Raw genomic sequence first — 13,916 nt, 5'->3', positions numbered from 1 at the left:
CCTTTCAATAGCTCAGAGGAGATAAGGAGCTCCTTATCTCCTCTGAGCTATTGAAAGGGGGGGATAAAACTGGGGGTAGATCAGTCTGAGATCGTTATTGACTTGCCCTTTTCACGCTGGTATAATATACTTTGTCCGTCGGGTTCATAATGGAGATCGCCCCCCTGAGATCTGGCATGAAACATGCTAATAAACTTTGAGGTGATGACCTAGATCGAACAAGCAAAAAGGAGGAAGTGAATGAAGTTCCAGAAGTTAAAGAGGATCTTACCCCTATGGGCCTTTATTCTATGGGCCCTTAGCGGTTCAATTTTTCCCGCCCTGGCGGCAATTGATTCCCAGCAGACGACGATCTCAGCCTCAGGAGCATCCCAGTTCATGGCTCCATTTGCCATTCCACAGGGTTTCCCTTTCAACTTTAACTTCCTGATCACCACGCAGGCCGAGATAAAGGTGGTGAACGCCTCCGGGAAGGTCGTGTTCTCGATGGATGAGACCTTCAACGGCATAACGATCGATAAATCCTACCAGCTCCAGATCCCATCTCCGGGGGACTACACCGTAAACGAGACCTTCCACTCCAGGGCAACGCCGGATTCACCTTTCCTTGGAGGGAGCTTCGTTGAGGGCGAAGTGAGTTTCAGTTGGAGTTTCACCGCATCAAGCGCGGGAACATATGAACTTCACATAAGCGCAAAGGCTTCGAACCTAGATGCCGATGTGGAAGGCGATTTCAGCTTGAGCAGCATAGGCGATCTGGCCCCCACCGTTCCCGTCAGCCTCGTCTCAGCCAGAAACATAAAGGCGGGGGAGAAGATCAAGTATACGGCTTCCTATTCCGTGGATTTCGAAAAGACGACTACCATCTCGCGACCGAGTCTACCACCTGAGATCCAAGCCCTGCAGATAGGCCCCGTGATCGAAGGCCACGTCGCCGTCGGAGCCGATGCCTTCGTCACCAGCACTATAGGGGTTATCCTGGAAGCCACCGATGACACCACCCCACCGGAAAATCTGATCAAGAAATATACGTGGTTCAAGAACGGTTCCCCGATATCAGGCCAGACGGGGAATACGCTCTCCGGCATCTTCAAAAAGGGAGATGAGATCTATCTTAAGGTCTCCGTCACCGATGAAAGCGGCAAAAGTACTGAAGGTGAAAGCAATCATATACGGATCCTCAACTCCCCGCCAACTCAGCCGGCCTCCTTTTCGATCACTCCTGCCCAGCCTAAGACAACCGATGACCTGATTGGACCGGAGGATTCAGCCCTCGGATCGAGGGATTCCGATGGCGATCCCATCCACTACGTTCGCAGGTGGTTTAAGGGGGATACCTCGCCGGGAAACGAGCAGACCGCCTATCGCGATCAAAGAAGCGTGCCGGCATTCGCCACATCCAAAGGCGAGACCTGGATACTGGTCATAACCGCCTCAGATGGCGAAGCCGAAAGCGGTCCGAGCCAGGCCTCCGTTACGATCGTCAATTCCCCTCCTCAGATCGCAGCTATCCCCGACCAAACCGGCAAGGAAGGGGAGGAGTTCTCCTATACCGTTTCGGCGACCGATCCGGATGGTGATCCCCTCACCTTCTCCATAGAGACGGATTACACCGGCGATCAGCCTCAGATAGATCCATCAACCGGCCAGATAACATGGACTCTGCCGTCGGTAGAGGCCGAGGGATTGACCGTCCAAATCACCGTTACGGTCACCGATGGCGAGGCTCAGACACAGAAGGTATTTGCCCTGCAGATCCAAAACGCCAATCACAAGCCCTCCCTGGCGGAGATAGAGGATACACCTATCCCCGTCACGGTGGGAGATGACGGTGTGGTAACCGAAGACGCCTCGGTGGAGGTGACCGTTTCAGCTACCGATCAGGACGGCGATGAGATATCATTCCGCGCTATCCCACAAAACACCGATCATTTCTCGGTTCAAGCGGTAGGCGATGTGACGGTTTCAAACGGCACATACTCTCAGACCTTCCAGGTGAGCGTTTTGGCGGGATTCCAACTCGACATGACCGATCCGACGAAGAACATCAGAAAGGTCAGGTTCATAGCTCAGGATACCAGCGGGGCGCCCAACTCGACCGACTCCATCCTCGTTCAGTTCATCGTCTCGCAGGAAGCGACACCCAACAGACCTCCCTCCATAGCCGATACCGTTCCCAGCACAGTTACATCGGACGAAGGCCAGCCGATCACCCTAGAGATAACCGCTTCGGATCCCGATGGAGATCCCCTCACATGGGAGGGATATTACCTGATGCAGGATATCAATACAGGGGTTCTGAGGGGGATAAGTCCGGCCAGCATAGACCCATCAACGGGACAGTTTACATGGACGCCCGATATGGATCAGGCGGGGACATATGTGCTGGCATTTGCAGTGGTTGATCCGGGAGGGCTGAAAGCACAGAAGCTGATAACCTTTCAGATAAGGGATGTCAATCAGGTTCCACAAGTTTCATCCGATGCTCTGGACGCATATGATGAGGGGCAGCTGATACGAATAGTCGTCACCGCCATGGATATGGATGGAGATGTTGTGAGCTTCAGGGCCGAGGGGATGCCCTCAGGGTCGAGCTTCTCACCCGCTACGCTGACGTATGATGGGGATAAGACCTACAGTCAGACGTTTGTATGGAGGACGAGCTACACCGATGCAGGCAATTACACCATCAAGTTCTACGCCACGGATCAGAGAGGAGGAGAGGCAAAGCTGGAGGTGAGTTTCCAAGTTAGAGATGTCAACCGACCGCCGGCTTTCCAGGAGATCGCCGCGCAAAGCGTCAAGGAAGGTGATACTCTGAGCTTTGAGATATTGGCCAGAGATCCGGATAATGACCCCCTGACATATGAGAAACCCTCAGGCCCAGGGAACTTCGACCCGACGAGCAGAATGTTCACGTGGACGCCGAACTTCGACGAGAGCGGAGATTACACCGTAGAGTTCAAGGTGAGTGATGGTAAGGGCGGGGAAGACAGTATGAACGTGGAGATATCGGTGGAGGACGTCAATCGACCGCCGCAGTTGAGCCTCCCCGATGTGCTGACCTACCAGGAGGGAGCGAGGGAAAGCTTGAATCTATTGGGGTATGGATCAGATCCGGATGGAGACCCGCTGAGCTTCACCTTCAGCAGCGACCTCCCGGATGGAAGCTATACCTTCTCCGATCCGGTGGTGGATCTCGCCTTCAGTTATGAACACGCGGGGGAGTATACGGCCACGGTTATAGCGAACGACGGCAAGGGAGGAGTGACAAGCGGCAGCTTCCGAATAGTGGTCGAGAACGTGAACCGAGCGCCCGTTTTCACGGCTACGAGCTACGAGGTTAGTGAGGGTGAGAGCCTGGTACATAACATCCTGGATGAAGGCGTGTTCAGTGATCCCGACGGTGACAGGTTGAGCGTAAGCCTCGTCGACGGGCCTGAGGGCTTGGAGCTCGATCCGAACGGATATCTGGCGTGGAGGCCGAATTACGATCAAGCGGGAGAATATGACGTCAGCATCGAGGCGAGCGATGGCACGGATACAACTTCGGGTTCCATCCACGTGGCGGTTCATAACGTCAACCGACCTCCCACCGTTACCCTGTCCAACCAGACGTTCGAGCAGGGAGAGTATGAAGGAGGCGTTACGATTCCGATAGAGGCGTCGGATCCGGATAACGACCCTCTGACCGTTAACGCCGTTCTCCAGATAGATCCCACAAATGCGCCTGACGGTTATAGCGCCGATTACAGCGTCAATGAGAACAACGAGTTTGTCTGGAACAACCCGATATCGGGAGTTCACTCGCTGAGCGTCGAGGTTACAGATGGCACGGATACGGCTTCAGTCACTGTGAGGTTGGTCATGAAGGCCCCTCAGGTCAACCTTCCTCCCACTTTCAAGCCGGTGGGTGCGCAGAGCGTTAACGAAGGGGAGACTCTGGAGATACAGCTTGAGGCTGTAGATCCCGAGGGTGATCCGATACGATACGATTTCGCGGGGATACAGCCTCAGCCTGTGCCAGCAGGGGTTGTAGATCTGAACGCCGAAACGGGGCTGTTCACATGGCAGACGGAGTTCGATGACAGGATAGGAGACAGAGAGTATGTCGCCAGCTTTACGGTTTACCAGGTGGATAGACCGAACCTGAGCGATCTACTGCAGGTTCCTATAACGATTAAAGATGTCAATCGGCCTCCGGTTTTAAGCGGAGTTGCGATAGAGCCCCCATCACCGAGAGGCAGCGATGCTTTGAGGGTGATATACAGGCTGAGCGATCCCGACAACAACCCATCGCCATCGCTGACTCAGGCCACGATCAGATGGTTTAAGAACGGCAAAGCGGTGCCAGAACTGGATGGCCATGATACGGTTCCGGCGGAGATGACGCGGTCCGGAGATGAATGGAAGGTTCAGGTGACGCCTATGGATGATTTGAACATGGCCGGGGAGATGACGGAGGCTAGCGTGGGGATATTGAACACGCCGCCGTTATTGAGCTTATCCGTTGATCCCGCCATCGGCACGACTAGAGATACATTTAACTTCGAGGCCATCTATTCAGATGCGGATGGGGACGCGCCCAGCAAGGTGGAGCTGATAATTGATGATGGCTCGCCGATCACAATGGTTCAGGATGCGAACGATCCGAATCGGTTCACATATTCGACGAGGTTACCCAAGGGGGATCATACGTTCAAGGGCCGAGCGAGCGATGGTACGGACACGTATGAGACGTCACCTGCCACCTTGACCGTTCAGAACTCTCCGCCACAGGTGCGTATCTCAGCAAGCGGTCTGAATAGCTATACCTTTGATGACGGACATATATTTAGATGGGGGAGTGGAACCCTCAGCTTCACCTTCCAGGTGGATGACTTTGACGGCGATCTGGTCGATCTGAAGGTAGAGATAGTTATCGGCTGGTCGGCCGGAACCCCAACGGATACCACGAGGACCTTTAACGATCTGGCTCCGGGAAGTAGCGTTGTGTATAACTGGGACTCCACCTCGCTTCCATGGGCACAGTGCTTAATCCGGGTGACGGCCAGCGACGGGGAGACGACGGCCACATTCACCTATCCGGAGTTCGTCGTTCAGAACTATAGATCGTTAGCTCCATCGCTTGACCCGGTTCCACCCTCTTCCGGCGATGCGCAGATAACCGGTACGGTTCCAGGACTTCTCCCGTTGCCTGGGTTTATCACCATGCAAGTTGCCATCTATGTTGATGGGACGTTAAACGGATATACGGGGGTCAGTGATGGCCGGTTCGGATACACGCTGAGCGGCCTGGGAGAGGGGATCTACAGCGTCACCGCCGAACCGTTTTTCGTTTTCGCCTGGGGACCCTGGTTTTTCAGATGGCCGGCAGGCCCGACCTCATCACCTGTACGGGTGATAATCGATCAAACCCCGCCCATCGCCAACATCCTCGATCCCGCGGACGGATCGACTGTCGTAACACTCTCGCCGAGCCTTGTCGGATACGCCGATGATCCCAGCGGGATAAAATCCGCCGAGTTAAAGCTCTACAGGGTCAGGGCGGACGGATCAAGGGCACAGGTGAGGATATTCCCCGAGCCATATGATCCTGAAAGCCGGACGATCCGATTCGATCCGCCCTCCGGGTTCAGGCTGGTGCAGGGCAGCTCCTATGTCGTCGTGCTGGATGTGACCGATCAGGCCGGCAACGCCTCCTCCGCCGAGGCTGAATTCCTCGTCAACGTCTTTAAAGAGGATACCACGCCGCCCGTGGCGGGCGACTTGAAACCGGCCGATGGGAACATGGTCGCGACCGATATGCCCGTGATATCCGCCCTCCTGACCGACGCTCAGAGCGGTATCGACGAAAGCTCTCTGAAGGCGAGCCTTGACGGCACTCCCGCCGCCGTGACCTATAACCCCGTGGACGTCAGCAGGGGACGGGCGATTGTGACTCTGGCGAATGGTCTGACGGACGGATCGCATACGGTGGAGATCTCCTTCGCCGATAAGAACGGGAACCAGAGCTCGGTGAGCTGGGGCTTCAGTGTCGATACCACCCCGCCCAATCCGCCGACTTTCAATCCGATTCCATCACCCACCGATCTCCAGAGCATAACCATCACCGGACATGGTGAAGGAAGGGTGGAGTTGTTCGTCAACAACCGTCTCTTCGGGGCTACTGAGGCCGACACCAACTCCGGCACCTTCACGTTCACCGGAGTGCCGATCAGCGAGGGGATGAACTTACTGGCTGCTAGGGCAAAGGACGCTTTGGGCAACGTGAGCGAGATGTCGGATCAGATTCAGGTGATCGGAGATATGACACCGCCCGATATCAAGTTGATCTCGCCCGAGCCGGGAAGCTTGACGCCTCTGCTTTCGCCCGAGGTCCTGGTGCTTGTAAGCGATGCCTTGAGCAAGATCGATCCGAACTCCGTCTCGATGAGCATCAACGGCACACAGGTTTCGGCCGATTATGATGAGGCGACCGGATCGCTGAGGTATACCCCCGATGTTCCGTTTGAGGACAACTCGACCGTGATCGTTGAGGTGAGAGCGTCTGACGTGGCGGGCAACGCCGGGTCGATGAGGGAGTCCTTCGCCGTCTATTCGGGCGCTTCCGACAACACTCCGCCCTCGATAACCGATATCAGGATCGATGGGGTTCCGTTCACCGTAGGGATGCTGATCAACGACTCCTCGCCGCAGATCAGAGCGACCGTGGCTGATCCGGAAAGCGGCATATCCGGTATGACCGTGTCGGTCAACGGCCAGCCTCTGAGCGATTACACCTATGATGCTGACTCTCACATCCTCTCCTTCTCGCCGGCTCTAAGCGATGGGGTCAACAGGATAGCGATATCCGTCGTCAACGGCAACGACCTCCGCTCTGACGCTGCCTTCGAGGTCTCAGTTGACACCTTCATCTCCGCTCCCACCGTCACCGTTAGGCAGAGCGATGGCAGGCCGCTTTACGATCCCCCGGATTATGATGTCAGATACACCGGCGATCCGAGCGTGATCATCTCGGTCAAAGTTGAGCCGGACGACGGGATAGGGGTCGGCGGGAGCGTGACGGCCTATATAGGTTCTACGCCCGTGGGAATGGCCTTGGTCTCCGCGGTGCCTGCCACATTCGATTTCAGCGGTCAGCTCTCCCAAGGTTCGAACCTGATAAGGGTCGAGGCGACGGATGCCGCAGGTAATAACATCTCATCCGACATGACAACGATCCACCTCGATACCACATCGCCACAGATCACTTTCCTCCAACCGGTTGACGGCTCGGTCGTCGGGCCCGACGTCACGTTGAGAGTGAGATACGAAGATGAAAGCGGAGTGAACTTCGATCATCCCGCCTCAAGGATCGTGATCAAGAGGGGGTATAGGGTGATCGAGGATATCACGGCGAGCGAGGAACATGATCTGACGGGCCTGGAGGATGGGGAATATCTCGTCATAGCCTCCGCGGCCGATACGGCAGGCAACGTGGGAACCTTCTCGATGAGCTTCCGCGTCGATAGTCAACCGCCGCATCTCGCCGTGATAGATCCGGCAAGCGACGATGAGGTGATCCCGAATAAGATCCCCGTTATAACGGCCGAATTCGATCAGAACGATGCCGATCTGAATACCCTTCAGGTCACGATGACGAAGGAAACGGGCGAGACGGTGGATATCCTGCCTCCCGCCGTCAACCCCGTCAACGGCAGCATCACGGTGGTTCCGAGCGTGGAGCTTGAGGACGGCGGATATATGGTGGAGCTCTCGCTCGCAGATAAGGTGGGCAATGTGGCCAGAGCGACGAGATCGTTCTTCGTGGACACGGCGGCACAGGACAAGACACCGCCGATTCTGAGCGGTTTCTATCCGGCTGACGGCTCGGTGATCAACAGCACATCGCTTGCCCTCATAACTTTCATTGCGGGTGACTCCGGCTCCGGGATAGATGAAGGATCGCTGATACTGTACGTCAACGGCGAACCGTTCCAGGTGAGCATCCTGATGCAGGCCGGGATGGCCAGCTACAACAGAGGTACCGGTCAGGTGACGGTCTTCCTGAACCGATCGCTCGCCCAAGCCCCCGGAGGTGCTCCGACGATCATGCTCGATCCGCTCATGATGGGACAGCTTGAAAAATCCCTCGGCGCGGGCGTCAACACTATAGGCGTGGACGTCGCGGACAAATCAGGAAACGTCAGAACGGTCCAGTGGAGCTTCACGGTCACGCTTGAACCGCCCAAAGCCCCCGTGCTCGATGCCCTTCCCGAGGTCGTGGGCAAGAACATGATAGATGTGAGCGGAAAGGTCGCCGATGTCAGGCCGAACAACCCCGTGAAGGTCTCCCTGATGGTAAACGGTGTACTGGCCGGCACAGCCGATGTAGATGCCGAAACGGGCAAGTTTAAGATCGAAGGCGTCCTTCTGCCTGAGAACATTAATACCCTCTATGCCTTGGCTGTGGATTCAGCCGGCAACCAGAGTCCTCCCTCAGGCTCCGTTCAGATTAAGCTGGACCTCCAGCCGCCCATTATATCCGTCGATCTGCCACAGAGAACGAATGAAAAGGTGCTTGGAATCGCTGGAACCATCGTCGAAGAGGTCGGTTTGAAGGGACTGAACCTGACCGTCAACGGCCAATCCCAGTCGGTCGATGTGGCGAAAGATGGCTCGTTCAGCCTATCGGTCGAGCTTAAGGAAGGGGAGAACGATCTGGAGTTCGAGGCGACTGATGTAGCCGGCAACACCACCGCGAAATCCTTCAAGGTGAATCTGGATACCACTCCTCCGACGGCTGCCGCCGGAAATCTGAAGCTCGCCGTAACAACTGAGGGCAAGGTTGAGCTGAGCTGGGATGCCTCTCCGGATGCATCGGGGTATAATGTCTACCGCGGGGCGGAGCCGATAGAGAACGTGTCGAAGATGACACCGCTGAAGCAGGTCTCCGCGACAACTTGGGTCGATACCACAGCGGCGAGGGGCAAAACCTACTTCTATACCGTCACACCTTTGGATGACCTCGGCAACGAAGCTAAAGATCTGCTCTCCAACGTCCCGAATATCGCTCTCATAGGGATAGACGGTGGATTGGCTCAACTGCCTGACGGCACAAGAGCGAGGTTCCTGAAGAGGTCCGTCTCCGACGATCCGTTCGCCATCATCGGCGTAACCCTCACGGCTCCGTCGGAATCCGATCTTCCCGCTCTCCCCAATGCCATAGCAGGAACGGCGAGAAGCATGACGGCGATCGATCAGAACGGCAAACCCGTTGACTCGGTTAAATCGGTCACGATTACCATTCCGTATCCACAGAATATCCAGGATTCGGCCGAATCGCCTAAAGTCTATCACCTCGAAGGCGATAAATGGGTGGAACTGCCCGGATTGGTTGACACTCAGGCCAACAAGGTCTCCGTCGTAACCGATAAATTGGGCACCTTCATGCTGGCACAGGCTGTTCTGAGACCTTGGGATGTGGATGGTAACGGCGCTGTGAACATCTTTGACCTCGTGATAGTCGGCAAGAACTTCGGAAAGAAGGGTGAAGGGCTAAAAGGGGATATCAACAACGACGGCACCGTGAACATCTTCGATCTCGTCTTAGTGGGTAAGCACTTCGGCGAGAAGTACACCGAAACGGCGGGAGCGCCCGCGATCGCAGCCGGATCGATTGAGCTGAAGCCGATCTTGAGGGAGATCGAAAGGGGAATCTTCGAGCTGGAGATCCGGGCCATAGAGTCGATTTATGGTTTCCAGATGAAAGTCTCGACCGGAGCCGGGAGGATCATCTCGGTTGAACACGGCGATATCTTGGGCGATAACGCCTACTGGATGCCTTCGAAGATCGAGAACGGCACGTTGGATCTCACCGCGACGGCGCTGGGTGAGCTCTCCCCGAAGGGTGACCTTGTGGCGAAAGTGCGCTTCAGCTCAGATGCGCCGCCTGAGATCTCGCTGAGCCATATCACCGCCGCCGACGAGGACGGAAGGCCGCTCGACGTTAAACTCCTACCCGTCAGGTTTGAAAAGGAGATCAAGTTCGTCGACGCCCTCTATCAGAACTACCCGAACCCGTTTAACCCCGAAACCTGGATACCGTTCGAGTTGTCGAAGGAGTCGGACGTGAAAATCGAGATCTACGACATATCCGGCAGGTTGATCAGGGAGTTGAATCTAGGCAGGCTGAAGGCCGGAAGGTATATCTCCAGGGATAAAGCGGCCTACTGGGACGGCAGAAATCGGAACGGCGAGCTGATTTCAAGCGGAATCTACTACTACGTAATCCAGGCGGGCCAGTTCCGCCAGATGCGGAAGATGGTGATACTCAAGTAAACGGGCATGGCGTAAGGCGTAATGCGCGATGCGCATTACGCCTTGCGTCTAACGGCGGAGGTTATTTATAGAGGCTGAACTTATCGATAACATTTCCGTCCTCGTTCACAGCCACCAACCTGAGCGTGTCGCCCTTTACCTCCAGCACGCAGAGATGATGGGTGGTTACGGCAACCTCCGCCCAATCTAAGGACTCGGCGGGCATTACCTCATATAACCCTGCCCCCCCGCCGCCGGTTATCACATAGACGACCCCGTTTATAGGCTTGGATCGGACGTAGTTATGATCATGTCCGCAGAAAACCATATCCACGCCGTATTTCTCGAAGAGGGGGTCCAATATCTTCCGCGCCTTCATGTTTCCCGGAAGACGTCTCCTGACGGCGGTATATGGGGGCTTATGGAAGGCGACGAGCTTCCATTTCGCCTTACAATTCGATAGGTCATCGACTATAAATCGATATTGATCCGATCCAGGGCTGTAATCGAATTCGGTGTCTATTATCAGGAAGTGGACGTCGCCGTAATCGAAGGAATACCACGCCTCGTTGCCGGGCAGGGAGAAGAAGTTGAAATAGTTGACGTGGCTTCTCTCATGATTTCCGATCACCGTCCAAACCGGTATGTGGGAGATAAGCGGCTCAAGTGGAGCGAAGAACTGATTTGCCCAATACCCGTAATACTGGCCGCTTGACACCAGGTCTCCAGTGTTTACCAGGAAAGCGGGTGAGGCCTTTTTCATAAACTCCGCCAGCTTGGAATGAACCTCGGGGTTGCTTCGACTGTCGCCGTAGACCACAAACCTGAAGGATTTTCCCGGTTCGATGGCGGTTTTAAAGCTGTAAACGTCGCTCAGGACATAAGGCGGCACATCCTTTGGAAGCTTCCTATCTTTAGGTACCCGCGATAGGACGTGATAAAAATAAAACGTGTTCGACTTGAGATCGTTGAGGGTAACCTCGTGGATGGTTTTAAGTGTATCGTCCTTGACCGATAACCCCGGCCCATAGTAAACCTCCGAGGTGCTGGGGAGGTCTGTCTCCCACATGATAGTGACTGAGTTCCTCGACAGGTTCTGCAGATACGGTCCCTTAATGATATGGAATCCCTTTCCCGCTGCCAATCTCAAGGCGAAATTGAGCTCACTAACCTTCTCATCCTTCGGCAGGTGGATCTCAACCGCTATCTGATTAACCCCGTCCCGTAGGACGGCGGGTGAAATGCCGGTGAACGTCTCCTGTATCTCATCGCCGTGCATGGAGGTCATATACGGGGGATATCCGCTCGGCGAGGCGAAGACGGAGTAATCGGGGTTTTCAGGAAGGTTTCTCCTAAGGACCTCCATCCCGTTTATATAGGCGATCACCCCGCCGGTGTATCTGATTTCGATCAACAGCGAGGTGATCTCATCCGGATCGGGTATCTCGAACTGCTTTCGGAAATAGAAGCTGGTTACTCGATTCACGTCTTGAAGCTTAATTTTCACCGGTGTTTTGATCGTCTTCCACCCCAGCTTCCAGGTTATGTCATCGGGATTTCCGTAGTCGTAATACGTCCATTCGCTTTCAAACGGGATGATCTCCTCTCTGGGTTCAAAAGCGGCCCAGGCGATGGCGCTCAACAGAAGAAGAGATAAGGCGAAAACAAGTTGCTTCTTCATCTAAAACCTCCCTTCAATAAAATGAAATCGCTCATATTATCGCTGAGCGTAGTAGGATGCAAAAACAGGTTAAGGTTTAGGTTGAGGTTAAGATGGTCAAGGGTCGAGAGTCGAAAATAAGAGCGCCCCTATAAAATTAAAGAGGGCACGGATTCCCGCGCCCTCCGTTGAACGCTTGTGAGGTTGAGGGTTTCCTTTTATCTCATCAACCTCCCTTTAATTCCTCCCCATAACACCGGCAGCTTTTCACTCACATCGACGGCCAAAGTCATCGGGAGAAGATAACCCACTGCATAGTGTATCAGATTCTCAACTATCGGCGTGTTCGTCGCAACCTCCGACGCGGACTCGTTCTCCAGGCTCGTCACAATATAGAATCCCCTCCCATAAGGCAGCAATCCGATGCCCAGATCCTGCCCGTTGTTTATCGTCGCCAACACAATGAAATCCTTAGGCGCCTGCGTCCAGGCATCATCGAAATGGGCTCGTTCTACCTTGTTAGGTGTATCGAAGAGCCCGTCAACCTCATCCACCTTAGTCGGCTCAAAGGTTTCCGTTCCTCCTCTCTCCACTCCCAAAAGCTGGACCGGCAACCACCCAGACTCACACGGCCTCCCACCATCACTGTCCTGCCCTATGCTTATCACTATGCCGCCGTTCTCAACGAAGCTCTTTATCTTATCCTCTATTTCCTTGTTGAAAAAGTAGGCGTTCTCGCATATCTCAGCCTGCGCTATCCACAGTATGTCGTAACTCTCCAGATCAGGCAACGTCCTGTCCTTCGTCTTCGTATACTCAACCGTGTCGCCGTTAACACTGGTGAAATTCGATATGACAGGGAAAATGACGTCATGGACGTTCCCTGTCAGTACCAACACCTTGACTGTCCGAGCCCAAGCCCAGCCCATCGTGAGGAACATCAAAACGATGAAAATCAAAATCACCTTTCTCATGACTCTATCTCCCCCTTTCCAGATGGGGCAGCCGATAGGCCGCCCCCTTGTTCGTTGATTTATCTCATCTCCTTCAAGGCACCCCATGTCAGGACCGCTTTGCTAACAGGTGTGACGGCCGAGATGATCTCAAATGGAACCTCCAACCACTCATATGTCGGCGGATCGGTCTTACTTGCCTCGTGTGTCTGCCCGCTCCCCTTGTCGCTCCAGGAATCCCAGTGAGGTTTATCCGGTATGTCCGTCCCTGCAGTTCGGGCTACCTCCACCCCGTTTATGAATATCACGCAGGCGTCGTCATAGTCAACCCCCAGCTCCAGCTTGTTTATGGAGGAGGGATTGGATATGGTGAACCATGCTCTGGTGTAGATGGAGACGGTATTGGCGGCTTTGCTTCCTATCACGGTGTTATCATCTCCATCTCCGTATCCGACGCCATATTTGGCGTCCTGCCACGATGAGTCGTCGAAATCGGGTTTCGTCCATCCTGTTGGATCATCCTTACTTGGCAGATCCTGCTTCGGCTCTATCGCCTTGCACGGACTGCCTTCGTCGATCAAAATTTGATCATCCGCCTTCAGCTGGATGATCAGAGTCAGGTCGCTTGAGCCGAGCGAGTCGTTGAAGACCGCCGCTGCAAGCAGATTGTCCCCCGCCTTTAGCGGCGCCGGATTGCCCGATAGCTGCATGGCGGCTTCAGCGAGACAAACCGCCAGGCTCAAGGTAAAGATAGTCGTGAGAATCAAGATCCTCCTTAACATCGTACTCCTCCCTAGTCTAAGCTTGTGAGAAATTATACTACAGATCCTGAGGGAGAAACAAAAGATCTAAGTTTTCCCCATCGGATCGCTTCTGTGTAATGGTCATTTAGTAGTGTAACACATCTGGTTGACTGACAAAAGTCTGAGATTGGTATTGCCATGAGGCAGAAATCATGGTATAACCTCCCAAAAACAAACCAAACTAAAAGAGAAGGAGGT

Annotated in this window: 4 protein-coding genes; 1 reads left to right on the top strand and 3 read right to left on the bottom strand. The window is 54.6% G+C overall.

Translation table 11 applies throughout. The features are described from left to right. The first annotated feature begins 240 nt into the window (after positions 1-240). Positions 241-10,323 (top strand): tandem-95 repeat protein, encoded by a 10,083-nt coding sequence (locus J7M22_01790; GenBank protein MCD6505333.1) that lies wholly within the window; start codon positions 241-243, stop codon positions 10,321-10,323. Positions 10,324-10,384: 61 nt separating this feature from the next. On the opposite strand, the gene J7M22_01785 is transcribed toward J7M22_01790, so the two are convergent. From J7M22_01785 to J7M22_01775, 3 genes are all read right to left on the bottom strand, one after another. Then, positions 10,385-11,983, bottom strand: a complete 1,599-nt coding sequence (locus tag J7M22_01785; protein MCD6505332.1) for a metallophosphoesterase family protein — start codon at positions 11,981-11,983, stop codon at positions 10,385-10,387. 197 nt (positions 11,984-12,180) lie between these two features. Then, entirely contained in the window at positions 12,181-12,936 is a 756-nt protein-coding gene (locus J7M22_01780) for a hypothetical protein (GenBank protein MCD6505331.1), read from the bottom strand. Between the two features lie 59 nt (positions 12,937-12,995). Further along, complete coding sequence (locus J7M22_01775; protein MCD6505330.1) at positions 12,996-13,697, bottom strand: hypothetical protein; 702 nt, start codon at positions 13,695-13,697, stop codon at positions 12,996-12,998. Positions 13,698-13,916 lie beyond the last annotated feature (219 nt).

Source organism: Candidatus Poribacteria bacterium, assembly GCA_021162805.1.
Classification (GTDB): Bacteria; Poribacteria; WGA-4E; order B28-G17; family B28-G17; genus JAGGXZ01.
This window is presented reverse-complemented; position numbering and strand designations above follow the sequence as displayed.